Annotated in this window: 16 protein-coding genes and 1 pseudogene; 11 read left to right on the top strand and 6 right to left on the bottom strand. The window is 64.7% G+C overall.

The genetic code is table 11. From position 1 onward, the window contains the following. Positions 1-68 precede the first annotated feature (68 nt). The 3 genes from CC207_RS26245 to CC207_RS26235 all read left to right on the top strand — a co-directional run bounded on the left by CC207_RS26245 (position 69) and on the right by CC207_RS26235 (position 1,844). Complete coding sequence (locus CC207_RS26245) at positions 69-326, top strand: hypothetical protein (protein ID WP_028690773.1); 258 nt, start codon at positions 69-71, stop codon at positions 324-326. Between the two features lie 143 nt (positions 327-469). Continuing rightward, positions 470-757 (top strand): DUF3077 domain-containing protein, encoded by a 288-nt coding sequence (locus tag CC207_RS26240; RefSeq protein WP_088853057.1) that lies wholly within the window; start codon positions 470-472, stop codon positions 755-757. Positions 758-920: 163 nt separating this feature from the next. Then, entirely contained in the window at positions 921-1,844 is a 924-nt protein-coding gene (locus tag CC207_RS26235; RefSeq protein WP_062360342.1) for an alpha/beta fold hydrolase, read from the top strand. A 136-nt stretch (positions 1,845-1,980) separates the two neighbouring features. Here CC207_RS26235 and CC207_RS26230 read toward each other — a convergent pair. The 4 genes and pseudogenes from CC207_RS26230 to CC207_RS26215 all read right to left on the bottom strand — a co-directional run bounded on the left by CC207_RS26230 (position 1,981) and on the right by CC207_RS26215 (position 6,724). Continuing rightward, positions 1,981-4,464, bottom strand: a pseudogene (locus tag CC207_RS26230) (TonB-dependent siderophore receptor). Between the two features lie 111 nt (positions 4,465-4,575). Further along, positions 4,576-5,511: a FecR domain-containing protein gene (locus tag CC207_RS26225; RefSeq protein WP_088853056.1), complete on the bottom strand. Its 936-nt coding sequence runs from the start codon at positions 5,509-5,511 to the stop codon at positions 4,576-4,578. A gap of 10 nt (positions 5,512-5,521) precedes the next feature. After that, entirely contained in the window at positions 5,522-6,022 is a 501-nt protein-coding gene (locus tag CC207_RS26220; protein WP_088853055.1) for a sigma-70 family RNA polymerase sigma factor, read from the bottom strand. 129 nt (positions 6,023-6,151) lie between these two features. Then, entirely contained in the window at positions 6,152-6,724 is a 573-nt protein-coding gene (locus tag CC207_RS26215; RefSeq protein ID WP_028690779.1) for a LuxR C-terminal-related transcriptional regulator, read from the bottom strand. Positions 6,725-6,865: 141 nt separating this feature from the next. On the opposite strand from CC207_RS26215, the gene CC207_RS26210 reads away from it, so the two are divergent. The 5 genes from CC207_RS26210 (at position 6,866) to CC207_RS26190 (ending at position 12,019) form a co-directional block, all read left to right on the top strand. After that, complete coding sequence (locus tag CC207_RS26210; protein ID WP_069016596.1) at positions 6,866-8,044, top strand: acetyl-CoA acetyltransferase; 1,179 nt, start codon at positions 6,866-6,868, stop codon at positions 8,042-8,044. A gap of 2 nt (positions 8,045-8,046) precedes the next feature. Further along, on the top strand, positions 8,047-9,588 hold the full coding sequence (locus tag CC207_RS26205) for a class I adenylate-forming enzyme family protein (RefSeq protein WP_088853054.1): 1,542 nt from the start codon (positions 8,047-8,049) through the stop codon (positions 9,586-9,588). 43 nt (positions 9,589-9,631) lie between these two features. Then, positions 9,632-10,969, top strand: a complete 1,338-nt coding sequence (locus tag CC207_RS26200) for an MFS transporter (protein ID WP_051555681.1) — start codon at positions 9,632-9,634, stop codon at positions 10,967-10,969. Positions 10,970-11,049: 80 nt separating this feature from the next. Further along, on the top strand, positions 11,050-11,694 hold the full coding sequence (locus CC207_RS26195) for a LysE family translocator (RefSeq protein ID WP_088853053.1): 645 nt from the start codon (positions 11,050-11,052) through the stop codon (positions 11,692-11,694). A 28-nt stretch (positions 11,695-11,722) separates the two neighbouring features. Further along, positions 11,723-12,019: a DUF3144 domain-containing protein gene (locus CC207_RS26190; RefSeq protein WP_028690783.1), complete on the top strand. Its 297-nt coding sequence runs from the start codon at positions 11,723-11,725 to the stop codon at positions 12,017-12,019. Positions 12,020-12,075: 56 nt separating this feature from the next. Here the strand turns inward: CC207_RS26190 and CC207_RS26185 are convergent, their stop codons facing one another. Beyond that, complete coding sequence (locus tag CC207_RS26185; protein ID WP_088853052.1) at positions 12,076-12,864, bottom strand: formate/nitrite transporter family protein; 789 nt, start codon at positions 12,862-12,864, stop codon at positions 12,076-12,078. 265 nt (positions 12,865-13,129) lie between these two features. Between CC207_RS26185 and CC207_RS26180 the strand changes: the two genes are divergently transcribed. Next, the gene (locus CC207_RS26180) at positions 13,130-13,939 is read left to right on the top strand and encodes a DNA-binding protein (RefSeq protein WP_088853051.1); all 810 of its coding nucleotides are present in this window, start codon (positions 13,130-13,132) and stop codon (positions 13,937-13,939) included. A 104-nt stretch (positions 13,940-14,043) separates the two neighbouring features. Continuing rightward, complete coding sequence (locus CC207_RS26175; RefSeq protein WP_028690785.1) at positions 14,044-14,937, top strand: sterol desaturase family protein; 894 nt, start codon at positions 14,044-14,046, stop codon at positions 14,935-14,937. On the opposite strand, the gene CC207_RS26170 is transcribed toward CC207_RS26175, so the two are convergent. Continuing rightward, positions 14,920-15,606 (bottom strand): AraC family transcriptional regulator, encoded by a 687-nt coding sequence (locus tag CC207_RS26170; RefSeq protein ID WP_069016600.1) that lies wholly within the window; start codon positions 15,604-15,606, stop codon positions 14,920-14,922. The two genes, CC207_RS26175 and CC207_RS26170, sit on opposite strands and share 18 nt — an antisense overlap. A 204-nt stretch (positions 15,607-15,810) precedes the next feature. On the opposite strand from CC207_RS26170, the gene CC207_RS26165 reads away from it, so the two are divergent. After that, the gene (locus CC207_RS26165; protein WP_088853050.1) at positions 15,811-17,490 is read left to right on the top strand and encodes an MFS transporter; all 1,680 of its coding nucleotides are present in this window, start codon (positions 15,811-15,813) and stop codon (positions 17,488-17,490) included. The last annotated feature ends 31 nt before the right edge of the window (positions 17,491-17,521 follow it).

The following is a 17,521-nucleotide window of genomic DNA, read 5'->3' as shown; positions in this document are numbered from 1 at the left end:
GTAGCCGCCACCCTATCGCCTGCAAGCGATGGGCTGCGGTCCGATCAGCGCAACTAGAGAATTTCATCATGCTCAAGATCGTCCCGGACCCACCCCCGTCCACCGAATCCCCCCATCTCCTCGAGGACACCCTCGTCCAAGCCACCGAGTACGTCATGTGCGCGCTGGCCGTCGCCCATCAGTCGTTCAGCCACCTGCCCAAATCACCGGCCACTTTGGTGATGCTGACGATGATGCACGAGCTTGATGCCACCCGCACGCTGCTGGAGTCGGCACTGGCCCAGCTCCAGATGAGTGCGCGACCGCTGTCATACACATTGCACTGATAGAGCTGCCACAGGCCCCAGGTTCCGCGCCGCAATCAAAATTGCCGGGGCCGCTGCGCAGCCCTTTCGCGACACAAGGCCGCTCCACAGGGGTTAGCTAAATCAATGAGTCACGGTTTGTTCTACGAGAGAGGATTTCGCAAATGGACAACGAAACCCCAGCAGACCACGGCCAACTCGGCTGGACCGTCGGCAGCTGCACCTGCCTGGAAGGCGCCACCAAAGGTATGCGTCTGTTCCGCGTCGAGCCCGGCAACTGCGCAAGCCACGCCATGGAGCAGGCTTCCGTGCTGCTCGACAGCGCCCGCCGGGCTTCCTTCATTGGTGTGATGGACAACGAACCGGTGCTGGTCTGGGCATCGCACTACCTGAGCGATATGGCCAAGGCCTTGATGGATGATGCGCATATGGGGATATTGAAGAAGGTGTGAAACAGAGGCCGGTGGTCTGGGTGGGCAGCCGCGCCGACCCAGACCATGCTCGAGTGCCCTCAACGCCTTCTATCGTGGCGACAAGTCCGTATAGTGCCTAGCTCTCATCAGTCAAAGGAGTGGCCATGAATCAAGCAGCACATCGTCTGGAGAGGGGAGTCCGATGCGTATCGCAATGATCCTCGCGGCAGTCGGGACCACCTTGTCGTTGATGTCGGTGTCGCTATCGGCGTCACCCGGCCAGCCATCGTCTCCATTACCCACTGATCAGCAGCGTATCTCGGTCCAGGTCGAAGGCGAGGGCAGGGATGTGATCCTGATTCCGGGACTGGCATCGTCTCGTGAGGTATGGGCTGACCTGGCGACTCGGTTACGCCAGGACCACCGCCTTCACCTCGTGCAGCTCGCAGGCTTTGCCGGTTCGCCTGCGGTGACCGATAGCGAAGGGAAAGTGCTCGCTCCAGTGGCCGAGGCAATTGCTGATTACATCCGCACCCAGCATATCGAGGCCCCCGTGATCATCGGGCATTCGCTGGGGGGAGAGGTTGCATTGATGCTGGGGGCTCGTCATCCCGATCAGGTTGGGCGCTTGATGATCGTCGATGCGTTGCCGTTCTATACGTTGCTGATTGACCCTTTGGCCACCAGCGAAACTGCTACCGTGCAGGCTGCAGCAATGCGCAGTTCGCTGTTGGCGGCATCGCCGGAGCAGAGTGAAGCGATGCAGAAGGCATCCATCGCCCGACTCGCCAAGACCGAGGCGGTCAGACCAGGGCTGGTTTCTGCGGGGATCAGCTCCGATCGCAAGACTGTGGCGGACGCCGTATATGAATTGATGATCACCGATCTGCGTCCCGAACTCGGTCGCATCAGCGCGCCGGTCGAAGTCGTGTATGCCTACGACGCTTTTTACGGTGTGCCTGCATCCAGCGTCGATGCAACGTTCCGTCGGGCCTATGCCTCGACACCTGATATCCATTTCACCCGCATCGATGACAGTTTTCATTTCGTCATGCTCGATCAACCGGAGCGATTTGCCAGCGCTGTTGCGGCTTTCCTCGAACCGGGGGCGGAGCGCGGACAATGAGTGGTTGGCGTGCAGCCCTCTCAAGGTCTTTGGCTGCGGGGGCTATTGACCGAGTGAAGGCCTCCAGGTGTTCGCTGCAAGGCTTGCGGCGAACACCCTGAAAGACCCGACGCTTACAACGCCGATCCTGCCCCCATCAGAAACTCCCCTTGAGCGTCACCATGAAGTTGCGCGGCTCACCATAGTAGTTACCCCAGCCAGTAGCCCCCACGGTCGAGTAATAACGCTTGTCCAGCAGGTTGTTGCCGTTCAGCGCCAGGCTCCAGTGCTCGTCGAGGCGGTACTGCACGCGGCCGCTCCACAGGGTGTAACCCGCCTGCTCGATGCTCAGGTTGCCCTGGCGGCGGAAGTTGTCGCTCTGGCTGGAAACCCCGGCGCCGACGGTCCAGCGTTCGAGCGCGCCGTCCAGCTGGTAGTCACCCCAGACCTTGAGCATGTGCCGCGGGATGAAGCTGGAGGTGAAGGTCAGCTCGGTCGGGTCGGTCTGGTTGATGGTGTTCAGGTATTTGGTCTGGGTGTAGGTGTAGCCCGCCAGCAACTGCAGGCGTTCGATGGGCGAGCCGCTGACCTCGGCCTCGAAGCCCTGGGCGCGGACCTTGCCGCTGTCGGTGTAGCAGTACTGGTCGCCCGAGCCCAGGCAGGTGTCGGCGAAGTCGGTTTCGGCGCGGTGCTCCTCGACCGTGCGGAACAGGTTGAAGGCGGTGTTCAGTGCACCGCCGAACAGCTCACCCTTGATACCCAGCTCGTAGTTGGCGCCGGTCTTGGGCTGCAGGGCCTGGCCCTGGGCATTCACCAGATTGCTCTGCGGCTGGAAGATGTCGGCGTAGCTGGCGTAGACGGTCCACTCATCGTTGAGGTCGTAGAGCACGGCGGCGAAGGGCGTGACCTGGCCGTTTTCCTGGCTGCGGTTGTGTACCCAGTAGTCCCAGGCCTGGGTGTAGGAATCGCTCTTGTTGCGGTACCAGCTCACCCGCGTACCGAGCACCAGTGTCAATGGCTCGGCCAGCTTCAGGCGCAGGGTGGCGTAGGTGCCGTACTGGGTGGTGGTGGAGTCGGTGGGGACGCTACCGCCGCGGCTGGGAGCGCTCAGGAACGCGTCCTTGGACGGATGGGGGAAGGCCGGGGACGGATCGAACGGGTTCTGGGTACCGCTCAGGCCCATCAGCGCGAAGTAATCGTGGGTCTGCTGGCGGCTGGCGTTGGCGCCGACGATCAGCTCGTGCTCGAGGCCGAACGCCTCGAACTTGCCGTCGAGGTAGCTATCGAAGCCGTAGTCATCCTGGTCGTAGTCGAACCGCCCGGCATAGCGGCGGATCCCGGCGCTGCCGGCGCCCACCGGCACCGCGCCCTCGGCGTAGCCGTACTCGATGTTCTGGTTGTTGTGGGTGTAGACCGAGGCAAAGTTCAGCGTCCAGTCGTCGTTGAAACGATGCTTGAGGTCGGCGAAGCCGGTGGTGCGCTGGCTTTGCTGGTCGTTCCAGCTGGCGCCCAGGCAGGTGGAGCGCGACAGCTTCAGGTCGCTGCCGTCGGCGTAGCGGGGCAGGCCGTGGTAGCAGGGCGAGGCGTCGACGTCTTCATAGGCAAGGCCCACGCCCAGGGTGGTGTCGGGCGTCACGTCCCAGTCCAGGGCGCCGTACAGCACCTGGTCCTGGCGCTTGGCGTTGTCGTAGAAGTACTGGCGATCCTGCAGGGTGGCCACGGCGCGGCCGCGCACGGTGCCCGATTCGTTGAGCGGGCCGCCCACGTCCACCTGGCCACGGTAGTTGTCCCAGGTGCCGGCGGACAAGGTCAGCGTGGTGTGGGCCTTGTCCTGGCCGCGCTTGCGCACGAAGTTGACGCCGCCGGCGGAGGAGCCGGAGCCTTTCATCATGCCTGCGGCGCCCTTGAGGATCTCGACACGGTCGTAGAAGGCCATGTCGCTGGAGAAGCTGTTGGCCTGCACATAGTTGCCGCCCACATCCAGCGGCACGCCGTCGTACTGGTACTGGCCGTCGAGGTTGAAGCCACGGGAGTAGAAGTACTTGCCGCCCATGGGCGAGTCGTAGACGGTGATGCCAGGGGTCTTGTCCAGCACCTGCTCGAGGGTGTTGAGGTTCTGGTCGTCGAGCATCTTGCGGGTCATGACGGTTACCGACTGCGGCGTCTCCTTGAGGCTGTGCACGCCTTTGCCGATGGTCACCGCGCGCGCGGCGTAGGACTGGGTGCCCTAGCTGGTGGCATCGAGGCGGTTGGCGTCGATGGTCAACGGCCCCAGCTCCATCGCCGCGCCGTTGTCGGCCGGGACCAGCACATAGCCACCGTTGCCCTGGCGCTGGGCTTGCAGCCCGCTGCTGGCGAGCAGGCGCAGCAGGCCTTCCTCGACGCTGTAGCTGCCGTCGAGCCCGGCGGTGCTGAGGTGGCGGGTCTGCTCGGTGTCGAACGAGATGGTTACCCCCGCCTGCACGCCGAACTGGGTGATCGCATTGCCCAGGGGGCCGGCGGCGATATGGTAGGTGTTCTGGCTGCTGGCCATGGCATGGGCCGGCGCGAGCAGCGCGCAGGGCACGCTGGCGAGGGACAGGCCAAAGGCGAACCGGCGGACGGCCAGGCGCAGGCGGGCGGTGGGGTGGGGAGCGGGCATTGGGTGATCCTTGCGTGTCATGGCGGAAAGTCGCTGTCGTCGCGGCTTGTGTCATGGACGGACGAGAATCGAAATCAGCAAGATTGCGGAAAACTTTTTTTCGTGCAGGGCTCAGGCAGGCTCCACGCTGACCCAGTAGCGGCTCAGGTAGCGCACCTTCACTGGCAGGGATTTGGGCAGGTTCGCCAGGGCGATATCGGTGTCGTCGATGGCGAATGAGCCGGAGATACGCATGCCTTGGATGGACGGCGCGCAACGCAGTAGGCCAGGGCGGTAGCGGCCCAGTTCGGCGATGAAATCCCCCAGGCGCCAGTCGTTGACGCTGAGCATACCCTGGACCCAGGCCGCGGAATCAGCGGGCAGGGGCTGGGTACGGCCGATCACGTCGCGATCAAATCCGGCCTGCTGGCCGGCGTCCAGGCGCAACACTTGGTCGGGGTGGCGTTGCGGGCGTATCTCGACGGCGGACTGCAACACTGCGACCTGTGTCTGCTGCGCTGTTTGGCGCACATTGAACTGCGTGCCTAGCGCCCGCACGCTGCCGTTGTCGGTGTGCACGATGAACGGGCGGCGGGCGGCGTCACGGGCGGTACTGATAAGGATCTCGCCGCGATACAACTGGATCGCCCGCACGTGGGCGTCGAAGTGCACGTCAAGTGCGGTGTCGACGTTCAGCTCCAGTTGCGAACCGTCGTCCAGGCGCAGTGAGCGCCGCTCTCCGCTGCCGGTGCGCTGCTGAGCGAGCAGGGCGCGATACTGCACCTGTTCGCTGGCCAACCAGGTACCGCCACCGACCGCCAGCAGCAGTCCCAGTACCTTGAGCACTTCGCGGCGTTGCGCCTGAGCCGCGCCCAGGCCTGCCAGCGCAGCCTGGCGCGGCACCGTTGACCACTGGCGTTGGAGTTTCTCCACCCGCGACCAGGCTTCGGCATGCGCAGGGCTTGCGGCCAGCCATGCCTGCCAGGCCTGGGTCCGGGCAGTGTCGGCATCACCGTCATTGAGCTGCACGTACCAGGTCGCAGCCGCTTCGAGTGTCTTAATATCCACAGCCCGGCCCTCAGCTCTCGACCACGAGCAGGCAGCGGGTCATGGCCCGTATCAGATGGTTCTTCACCGTGGTCACCGAGACGTCGAAGCGTTCGGCGACCGCCGCATAGGTCAGCCCTTCCAGTTGCACCGCGAGGAAGATGTCGCGGGTCCTGGGACCGAGTTCGTCGAGCAGTGCATCGACCGCTACCAGCATCTCGATAATCGACAGGCGAATCTCCGGCGACACTTCGACCAGCTCCGGGCGCAGGGCGAGGGCCTGCAGGTAGGCCTGCTCGATGGCGCGGCGACGAACCTTGTCGATCAGCAGCGCGCGGGCGATGGCGCTGAGGTAGCTGCGCGGCTCGCGGATGGGCGTCTGGTTGCGGGCGGTCATGACCCGCAGGAAGGTGTCGTGGGCCAGGTCGGACGCATCGGCGGCATTGCCCAGGCGCGCGCGCAACCAGCTTTTCAGCCAGCCGTTGTTTTCGCTGTATAGCTGGTGAAGCGCCGAGCGGTCGAGCGTCGACATAGGGCGAGGTCCATGATGTAAATGGTAATTGCTCGCATTGTCTCGGTGTGGTGAAGGGATTGCAATAGCTGGGGCTGCAACGCAGCTCCAGTGGCTGCTGTGAAGCACAAGCTGGTTCCTGGCCCTTGATCAGCTGATGAAGATGATCTTCGAAACCAACTCCGCGCTGTTCTTGGCCTGCAACTTCTTCATCAACCGTGCCCGATGCACTTCCACCGTCCGATGCGATATCCCCAGCTGCCGCGCCACTTCCTTGCAGGTCAGCCCGTTGACAATATGCAGCGAGATCTCACGCTCCCGTGGTGTCAGTTGCACCGTCGGCGCCGGCTGTCGGTCGAGCCGTTCGAAATGCCAGATCATCAGCTTGAACGGATCGTCCACCGTCAGCGTGAAGCCCTGGGCCCTGGCCCAGAACACCTCGCCGTTGCGGTGCTGCATGAAGCGTTCGTCGGAATAGAAAGCGCCCAGCCCGTTGCGCAGCCAGTGCTCGCTGCGTTCGCCGATGCTCTGGTAGTCGGCGTGGGAGGGGTAGAGCAGCAAGGTCAGATGCCCGCGCAGTTCTTCGCGGGTATAGCCGAACAGCCGGGCGAAGGCCTCGTTGCAGTCGAGCATGCGTCGGTGGCCGGTGATCAGCTGTGGCGCGGGTGAAACCTGGAACGCCAGGCGTTCCAGGTCCGGGGAGGCGTGGGTGGGTACGGTCATCAGGCTTCCTGCCTCGGTGCTTGGGGGCATGTCCCGTACGGCTCACTACTTACTCGCGTACGTAGTTGCCCCAACTAGCGTGGGAATCGGGTACTGCCACATTGTATGCAATACCCGCTTCAAGGACAGAAGAAAACCACCATGCTCCACGATTCCATCTCCATCGTTGCCGCCGCGCACAGTCCCTTCGGCCGCCTGGATGGCCTGAACCTCGAGGACCTGATCGTCCAGGTCACCCGCGATGCCTTGCAGGATGCGGCCATCGACGCCGCCGAGATCGACGCGCTGTTCCTCGGCCACTTCAACTCGGGCCTGGTGGCCGACGGCTTCCCGGCCTCGCTGATGCTGCAGGCCGATCCGCAACTGCGCTTCAAGCCCGCCACCCGCTGCGAGAACGCCTGCGCTTCCGGTTCGGCGGCGATCCAGGCCGGGATCAACGCAATTCGCAGCGGCGCCGCCGACCTCGTGCTGGTGGTCGGCGCGGAGAAGATGACCGGCAACAGCACGGTCGAGGTCACCCGGGCCCTGGCCGGTGCCGGCTACCAGAACGCCCTGGCGGAAGCCGGGCTGAGCTTCGCCCAGCTGTTCGGCCAGGTGGCGCAGCAGTACACCGAGCGCTACCACAGCCCGCTGGCGTCGATGGCCGCCATCGCCGTGAAGAACCACGCCAATGCCATGGGCAACCCGTTGGCGCAGATGCACCGGGTGATGGACTTCGAACACTGCAACCAGGTGTCACCCAGCAATCCGCTGATCGCCGCGCCCCTGCGCCTGACCGATTGCTCGCTGATCAGCGACGGCGCGGCGGCGATCATCCTGGCCTCGCCCGAGCGTGCCCGGTCGATGCGGCGCCAGGTGGCGATCCGCTCGATGGTCCAGGTCAACGACTTCCTGCCACTGTCGCGCCGCGACATGCTGGCCTTCGAGGGGCCGCAACGGGCGATCCACGGGGCGCTGCGCGAGGCAGGGGTGACCCTGAACGACCTTAGCTTCGCCGAGGTGCACGACTGCTTCACCATCGCCGAACTGCTGATCTACGAAGCCATGGGCCTGGCGCCAAGGGGCGAAGGGCACCGAGCGCTGGACGACGGCATCGTGCGCCAGGGTGGGCGGCTGCCGGTGAACCTGTCCGGCGGGCTCAAGGCCAAGGGCCATCCGGTGGGCGCCACCGGAGTGTCGATGCATGCCCTGGGCTTCGCCCAGTTGACCGGCAAGCCCATCGGCCTGGGCGTGCCCAACGCCGAGTTCGGCTTGCTGTTCAACATGGGCGGCATGGCGGTGGCCAACTATGCCAGCGTGCTGCAAGCCGTCAGGGTCTGAGGATGAACATCGCTCATTGGCTGCAGGATGCGGCCCAGCGCTGGCCCGAGCGCCCGGCGCTGTTCGAGGGGGCGCGCCAGGTCGCCGACTACCGGACGTTCGCCGCCCGGGTTCGGGCGCGGGCGCTGGAGCTGCGTCACGCCCATGGCATCGAACCGGGCGACCGGGTGGCGCTGCTGTTGAAGAACAGCTGCGCCTACCTGGAACTGCTCTACGCCATCTGGTGGAGCGGGGCGGTGGCGGTGCCGATCAACAGCAAGCTGCATGCCCTGGAAGCGGTTTGGATCGTCGGTAACGCCGGAGCGCGCCTGATCCATACCGACGAGGGCGAGGTCTTCGCCGGCGCGCCCCTGCCGGACGGTTGCCGTGAGCTCGCCGTGCCAGCCCTGGCTGTGCCCGGCACGCTCGACAACGATGAACTGGCGCAGCCGCATCCGTGCCTGGACAACGACCTGGCCTGGCTGTTCTATACCTCCGGCACCACGGGGCGGTCGAAGGGCGTGATGCTGTCCCATGGCAACCTGATCGCCATGTCGCTGTGCTACCCGCTGGATGTCGACCCGGTGAGCGCCGGCGATGCCGTGGTCTACGCTGCGCCAATGTCCCATGGCGCCGGGTTGTACAACTTCATCCACGTGCGTTGCGGCGCCCGGCACGTGGTGCCGTTGTCCCGGGGGTTCCAGGCCGCCGAGCTGTTCGGCTTGGCGCAGACGCTGGGGCAGGTCAGCCTGTTCGCCGCGCCGACCATGGTCAAGCGCATGGTCGAGCAGGCCCGCCAGCAGGGCTATGACGGCGGGGGTATCAAGACCATCGTCTATGGCGGGGGCCCGATGTACCTGGCCGACCTCACCGAGGCCCTGGACACTTTCGGCCCGCGGCTGGTGCAGATCTACGGCCAGGGCGAATGCCCGATGACCATCAGCGCGCTGTCGCGTGAGATTATCGCCGACCGTCAGCACGCCGACTGGCCCGCCATCGCCGCTTCGGTGGGGCGGGCGCAGTCATGTGTCGAGGTGCGTGTGGTGGATGGCGCCGGCCAGCCGCAGGCGGCCGGTGAACCCGGCGAGATCAGCGTGCGTGGGCCGGTGGTGATGCAGGGGTACTGGGACAATCCGCAGGCCACCCAGGCGACACTGGTGGACGGCTGGCTGCGTACCGGCGACATCGGTTACTTCGACGAGCGCGGTTACCTGACCCTGACCGACCGCAGCAAGGACGTGATCATCTCCGGTGGCAGCAACATCTACCCGCGCGAAGTCGAGGAAGTGCTGGTCCAGCACCCCGAGGTGTTCGAGGCCTGCGTGGTGGGCGAGGCTGACGCCGAATGGGGCGAGTCGGTGGTAGCCTTCGTCGTGCCGCGCACGCCAGGCAGCCTTGATGCCCAGGCGCTCAACCAGTGGTTCCTGGCGCGCATGGCCTCGTTCAAGAAGCCGAAGAAGTACCTGTTCTGCGCCGAGCTGCCGAAGAACAGCTACGGCAAGATTCTCAAGACCCAGGTGCGCCAGTGGCTGCAGGAGCCCGACGGGGCGTTCGCCCGCCACTGACCCGCCACTTTTCATGGAAAGCACCACGACAGGAGTTCCCGACATGGGCATGTCACCCGGCAACACCCAGCGCCAGCGGCGCCGCGCCTTTATCGGCGCCACCACCGGCCACTTGATCGAGTGGTACGACTACGGCGTCTACGGCTTCCTGGCCTTGTATATCGGCAAGGCCTTCTTCGTCTCCGACGACCCCACCAGCAGCCTGCTGGCGAGCTTCGCGGCCTTCGCCCTGAGCTTCTTCATCCGCCCGCTGGGCGGGTTGTTCTTCGGTCCGCTGGCGGACAAGATCGGCCGCCGCCGCACGCTGATCACGGTGCTGGTGATGATGGCCGGCTCTACCTTCCTGCTCGGTCTGCTGCCGACTTACGCCAGCATCGGCATCGCCGCACCGGTGATCCTGGTGCTGATCCGCTGCGTGCAGGGTTTTTCCGCCGGGGGGGAGATCGGCACCATCACCAGCTTCATCTCCGAGTACGCCGGCCCTGGTCGCCGCGGCTTCGCCACCTGCTGGCTGATGGTCACCGCGGTGCTTGGCCTGCTGCTGGGCGGCGCCGTGGCCAATGGCATGACCTGGGCGCTGGGCGCCGAACTGATGCAGGACTGGGGTTGGCGGATTCCGTTCCTGATTGCCGGCCCCCTGGGTTTCATTTCGCTGTACATTCGCCTCAAGCTCGAGGACAGCCCGGAGTTCCTCGCCCTGGTGGAAGCCGGGCAGACTTCCAAGGCGCCGCTGCGCGAGGTGTGGCAGTGGAAGCGCTCGATCGCCCTGGTGTTCTTCATCATCACCCTGCACAGCTCGATCTTCTACCTGGTGCTGACCTTCGCCTCGACCTACATGTCCAACACCTTGAAGTTCGACAGCGGCACCACCTTGCTCTACGTGTTCGTCGCCAGCCTGTCGGCGGCGCTGGTGATGCCATTCGGCGGCGCCTTTACCGACCGCTACGGGCGCAAGCCATTCCTGATGGTGATCGGTACACTGGCGACCCTGGCCATGTACTGGTTCTTCAAGACCGCGCCCGGCGCCACCCCGGCCACCTTGTTCTGGCCGTTGATGGCGGTGGCGATCTTGTTCGGGCTGTACGCTTCGTCGACCTACGCGCTGATGAGCGAGCTGCTGCCGACGCGCATCCGTTCCACCGGCATCGCCATGGCCTACAACATTCCGGTGGCGGTATTCGGCGGCAGCGCGCCGCTGATCTCCACCTGGCTGATCAAGGTGACCGGAGATATCACCGCGCCGTGGTATTTCTACGTGGGCACCGGCGTGGCGTCGCTGGTGGCGCTGGTGGTGTTGCGTCAGGAGGATTTCGTGGCCTGTAGCATTGATGCGCAACAGCGGGGCGGGGACGCCACGGGCCGATCCCCAGCCTTGAGCTGACACACGAAACACCTGTCCTTCGCCTTTCCGCTGGGCGCAGCATCCTGTTACAGTCGCCGCCTCACGCTATCGGTCCGAGGATGTACAAGGAGTCGCTTCACGATTGGTTCGGTTTTGTCGTTGTCTCGATGCTGGTGACCCTGTCGCCAGGTCCCGGGGTCATCATGGCCCTGTCCAATTCGTTGTCCCACGGGCCGAGGCGGGCGATGCTCGGTTCACTTGGCAACGCCTTCGGCCTGCTGGTGGTCTCAACCGCCACCAGTGCCGGCCTTGGGGTGCTTCTGCAGTCATCGGCCACGGCCTTCCTGCTGCTCAAGGTGCTGGGCGCGAGCTACCTGATCTACCTGGGCATCAAGCAGTGGAAGAGCCGCAGCAGCGCCTTCGACCAGCTGGAGCAGCCGGCCAAGGCTATCGCCAGCAATCGCCGGCTGCTGCTCAATGGCGTGACGGTGGCGCTGACCAATCCGAAAGCGATCCTGTTCTTCGCCGCTTTCCTGCCGCAGTTCATGCGCACCGGCCACGGCGCCGAGGGCCAGCTCGCCCTGTTGGTAGTCACCTTCGCCCTGTGCTCGATGCTGTCCCACGCTTTCTACGTCACCCTGGCCCAGGCCTTGAAAAACCAGCTGGCCGCACCAAGCCGCGCGCGCTTGATGAATCGCCTGTTCGGCGTCTCGTTCATGACGCTGGGTGCCAGCCTGTTCACCGTTCAGGCCAAGACGGCCTGAATTCAACCTTTCCAATAGGTAGATCTCCATGGCACAAGCCACCGACCAGGCTTTCTACGACCGCGCCGACGCGCATATCGAACTGGCCAACCAGCAGATCGAAAAGCTTGAGGATCTTGGCAAGGTCAGCGCTTCGCTGACCTTCGCCGCCAGTCGCTTCAATGCCTGGATGACCGCGCGCAGCTTCAAGTCCGCACAGGAAATGGCCGCTGCGCGGGAGGAACTGCTGAAGTACTTCTGCGAGCAGTACCGGATGATGCTCGAGGACAACCTCGATGAGCATATCCAGCACTTCGACCGCTACGTGCTGGGCCAGGACAGCTGAGTCATCCGTCGCCAGGCCGTGCAGCGCTTCGCCGGCGCCGCGAGGGCTGAAGTCGGTTACTGCAGCGCGCCCTGTTCCTGCGCCGGTACACCAAACGAGACGTAGTAGGCCAGGCCGACAAAGATCGCGCCACCCACGGCGTTGCCCAGGAATACCGCCGCCAGGTTTTCCAGCAACTGTCCCCAGCTCAGGTAACCGGCAAAGATTGCCGCCGGGATCAGGAACATGTTGGCCACCACGTGCTGGAAACCGATGGCGACGAAGGCCATGATCGGGAACCAGATGCCGAGGATCTTGCCGCTCATTTCACGGCTGGCGTACGAAAGCCACACCGCCAGGCACACCAGCCAGTTGCAGCCGATGCCGGAGACGAAGGCATGAAGGAAGTCGGCGCTGACCTTGCTGGTCGCGCCCGCCAGGGTCTTGCCCAGGTACGCTCCCTCGGTCAGCCCGAGCAGATGACCGAAGCAATAGGCGACGAACAGCGCGCCCAGCAAGTTCGCCAGGGTCACCAGGGCCCAGTTGCGCGCGACCGCCCACAGGCGGATACGCCCGGCAAACATCGCCAGGGGCAGGCTCATCATGTTGCCGGTGAGCAGTTCACCTCCGGCCAGGATCACCAGGATCAGGCCGATGGGGAACACCGCGGCGCCCAGCAGGGTGCCGAACGAGGCCCATGGCGTGGGGATCATGGTGCTGACGTGGATTGCCAGCAGGAAGCCCAGGGAAATGAATGCCCCGGCCAGGAATCCGAGGATCAGGGTGGTGCGGGTGGGCAGATGGGCTTTGCGGGTGCCGGCTTCTATGACCAGCTCGGTGATCCGGGAGGGGGTATTCACAGACATTATCAACAACTCGAACGCAAGGACGGTGGCTCAGGCCGCGGGTCGGGGTTTGGCAGCAGGGGGGTAGCTGCGAAGCGGGCGGCACGTTAGCTGAGGCAATTTGACGCGGTCAAATCGATAGGCTGGATGAGGTGATAGATCTCATCTATGAGGGCTGGGTATCCAAGCGGATTGCTATCGACGCGCTTGAAAAGGCACTGTGGAGCAGGCAGTATTCACCGAAATTACATGGTACATTCCATGGTATGTAACGGTGGAGTGAGCAATGGCGCGTATAGGCATCGACAAGGCAGCTGTTTACCAAGCACGGCAAGCGCTGATGGCCCGGGGTGAACACCCTAGTATCGATGCGGTACGTATCGAACTGGGTAATACCGGGTCCAAGACCACCATTCACCGCTACCTGAAAGAGCTTGATCGCCAGCCGGCGCAAATGCTAGGCAGCACGGCGGCGCTAAGTGAGCCCCTGGGGCGATTGGTCGAGCGACTGGCGGCGCAATTGCAGGAAGAAGGACAGGCGCGCATCGACGCCGCTGAGGCCGCCGCAGAGGCCCGTTGCGCGGCGATGCAGGCTGAGTTGCAACTGGCTCAGCGTGACCTGGCCAACGCGTTGCGCCAGGTGGAGCGCTTGAGTGGTGCGCTGCACGCCGAGTCAGAACGCCTGTCCTGCTGCCAGGCCAGCCTGCAAACCGAACAACTGCGCAGTGCTGGTCTGAGCCAGTCCCAGGGCGAATTGCAAGCGCGCTTGGCAGACAAGGACGAGCAACTGCGCGCCAGCCTCGAACAGCGTCAGCAGGAGCAACGCCGGAACGAGACCCAGGTGCGACAGTTGCAGGGACAATTGCAGACCTTGCAACAGGGGGCCATCGCTCGTCAGGACGAGGTGACCCGCCTGCACCGCGACAATGAGCGCCTGCTCGCCGAGCAGCGCCAGGCAACGGCCCAGAGCCGGTTGCTGGACGAACAACTGCAGCAGCGTGACGCCCAGGTGCAGGGCTTGCGAGCGATACTGGCGCAGGCCCAGGGCGCCAATGACGAGATGCGCCGTCAGTTGGCGACGCGAAAAGGCGAATGATCGCAGGCTGCCTGCTGGCCTGAGGCAGCGGATGCGCCGTTCGTTCAAGCGCCTGATTCAGTTGCCGGGCAACACTGGGGCTCCATCCATGTTCGGAGCCTTCCATGCGCATCCTCTATGCCCCATGCTTTTTCCTCGGGTTCATCGCCACCGCCGTATGGCTGATCAACCTCGGTGCCGACATCCTCTGGCTGTTGCCCCTGCTCGGCGTTGCCATCTTGCTGTCATTCACCTGCGAAGCGCTGTACCCCTACAAGCCCGCCTGGAGCGAGGCCGGCGGGGAGGGCGGACGCGATGGCCTGCACGCGCTGGTCAACGAAACGCTCAATGTCGCCAGTATCGCCGTCATTCCTCTGTTTGCCGGCTGGCTGCCGGCCAGCAGCCTGTGGCCCAGCCACTGGCCGGTAATGTGGCAATTGCTCCTGGCGCTGCCACTGGCCGACCTGGGCATCACCCTTGTGCACTACGCCAGCCACCGCAGCGCGTTACTCTGGCGCCTGCACGCGGTGCATCACAGCGTGACCCGGCTGTACGGTTTCAATGGCCTGATGAAGCATCCGCTGCACCAGTTGGCCGAGGCCCTGGGCGGTGTGGTGCCATTGTTGCTGCTGGGTTTGCCACAGGATGTCGCGGCGCTGCTGGCTTTCAGTATCTCGGTGCAGTTGCTGCTGCAGCACAGCAATGTCGACATGCGCATCGGTGGCCTGCGCCATCTGTTCGCCTGGGCGCCCGTGCACCGGCTGCACCACCTGAAGTACGGCAGGCTGGGCGACGTCAATTTCGCCCTGTTCTTCCCGCTGTGGGATCGCCTGCTGGGGACCGCGCTGCACCTGCCGGACTATGGGCTGGCCGATGACGACATGGGTATCGGCGATCGCCCGGACTACCCGCAAACCTACCTGGCACAGCTGTGTGAGCCGTTTCGACCGGCGGCCACGGCGCAGCCGCCAGCGCCGCTGCCACGCGGCCTGCGCCAGGCCCTAGATCAGCGCGTCTGAACGCAGGTGGCGCAGGGCGTCGCTGGCGCGAATACCGAACTGCTGACGCAGGCTGCGGGAGAGGTGCGCCGAGTCGGAAAAGCCCGCGGCCATGGCCGCCTCGGTCAGGGAGGCACCGGCCAGCGCCTGGCGCAGGGCTTGGCGCAGACGCTGCCACAGCACCAGGCGTCGTACCGACAGGCCGAGGCTGCCGCTGAACAGGCGCTCCAGTTGGCTGATCGACAGTGCGGCTTCCTGAGCCAGTGCCGTGGCTGGCAGACGCTGCTCGTCCAACGCCCGGATCCGCGCAAGGGATCGTGCCAGACGCGGGTCCAATGGGCGGCGCGGCGCCTGACGCAACGCCTGGGCGAGACCGGGGATATCACGCGGCGCCTGTTGGCAGACGTCGAGCAAGGTTTCCAGGGTAAACGCCAGGGGCTCGGCAAACAGAGTGATGCAGGGCGCCTGACGCTCGGGGATGGCGTGGGGCTGCAGCGACTCGATGGCCAGCGAACGGCCGCAGCGCTTTTCGCCGGCGATTTCTACGCACAGCTCGCCCTCGAGGGACAGCAGCACCTGATGGGCATAATGGGCGTGGACGCTGGTTCGGCCCGGCGTGCCGAGCAACAGGCAGTGGTCATCGGCCAGCCAGAGTCGACCTCGCCAAGCGCTGTCCTGTCGTTCGTTCATCCCAGGCTTCCTATCCGTATTGGTCCATAAGCACTCATGCGAGTGGATATCGTTCAAAGGCCGATTATGCTTGAAGTGACTTGCCGCGATTCGGGGCCGATGCCTCGTCGTGTTTCGCGCAGCCTGTAATGCCCTTGGGCCTGGGTGCGTGCTTTGGGATCTGATGGAGCACTCCGGTCTACCCCAACCAGACGGAGGCGACCCATGGCGGTCCTTGACAGCGCATCCACGGGCAGTAGCGCGCCCCAACGTGGCATCACCCGGGAGGAGCGCAAAGTCATCTTTGCCTCTTCCCTTGGTACCGTGTTCGAATGGTACGACTTCTACCTCTACGGATCACTGGCGGCGATCATCGCCAAGCACTTCTTCGCCGGGGTCAACGAAACCACCTCGTTCATCTTCGCCTTGCTCGCCTTCGCCGCCGGCTTTGCCGTGCGGCCGTTCGGCGCCATCGTGTTCGGCCGCCTGGGCGACATGATCGGGCGCAAGTACACCTTCCTCATCACCATCGTGATCATGGGCCTGTCCACCGCCGTGGTGGGGCTGTTGCCCAGCTACGCGACCATCGGCGTGGCCGCGCCGGTGATCCTCATCACCCTGCGCCTGTTGCAGGGGTTGGCGCTGGGCGGCGAGTACGGCGGCGCCGCCACCTATGTGGCGGAGCATGCACCCAAGGGCAAGCGCGGCTTCTTCACCGCGTGGATCCAGACCACCGCGACCCTCGGGCTGTTCCTGTCGCTGCTGGTGATCCTGGCCTGCCGCACTGCCCTGGGCACCGAGGCGTTCGAGGCCTGGGGCTGGCGCATCCCGTTCCTGCTGTCGATCCTGCTGCTGGCGATCTCGGTGTACATCCGCCTGCAGCTCAACGAGTCGCCGGTGTTCATGAAGATGAAGGCCGAAGGCAAGGCGTCGAAGGCGCCGCTGACCGAGTCGTTCGCCCGCTGGGACAACCTGAAGGTGGTGATCATGGCGTTGCTCGGCGGTACCGCCGGGCAGGCGGTGGTGTGGTACACCGGGCAGTTCTACGCGCTGTTCTTCCTGCTGCAGACCCTGAAGATCGACCCGCAGACCGCCAACCTGCTGATTGCCGGCTCGCTGCTGATCGGCACGCCGTTCTTCATTGTCTTCGGCAGTCTGTCCGACCGCATCGGGCGCAAGAAGATCATCATGGCCGGCTGCATCATCGCCGCGCTGACCTACTTCCCGATCTTCAAGGCGTTGACCGAGTACGGCAACCCGGACGTGTTCGTCGCCCAGGAGCAGAACCCGGTGGTGGTGGTGGCCGACCCCGGGCAGTGCGCGTTCCAGTTCGATCCGGTGGGCAAGGCCCGGTTCACCAGCTCCTGCGATATCGCCAAGAGCCTGCTGGCCAAGCGGGCGATCCCGTACGAGAACGAGAAGGCCGAGCCCGGCAGCGTGGCGCAGATCCGCATCGGTGAGCGGGTGATTCCGAGTTTCGAGGGCAGCAGCCTGGCCGCGGCGGACCTGAAAACCCAAAGCGATGCCTTCACCGCCACCCTGACGGCGGCCCTGAAGGAGGCCGGCTACCCCGAGAAGGCCGACCCGGCGAAGATCCACTACCCGATGGTGTTGCTGCTGCTGAGCATCCTGGTGATCTACGTGACCATGGTCTATGGCCCGATCGCCGCCTGGCTGGTGGAGCTGTTCCCGGCGCGGATCCGCTACACCTCCATGTCGCTGCCGTACCACATCGGTAACGGCTGGTTCGGCGGTTTCCTGCCAACGGTGGCTTTCGCCATGGTCGCGGCGACCGGGGATATCTACTACGGGCTGTGGTACCCGATCGTGATCGCGGTGATGACGGCGGTGCTGGGGATCTTCTTCCTGCCGGAGACCAAGGATCGCGACATCAACCACACCTGACTGCCTGCTGGCCCGCTCCCCGCATACGCGG

It is taken from the genome of Pseudomonas sp. DrBHI1, assembly GCF_002205115.1.
Taxonomy (GTDB): Bacteria; Pseudomonadota; Gammaproteobacteria; order Pseudomonadales; family Pseudomonadaceae; genus Aquipseudomonas; species Aquipseudomonas mosselii.
The sequence above is the reverse complement of the archived record's forward strand: the minus strand, read 5'-3'. Positions and strand labels throughout refer to the sequence as shown.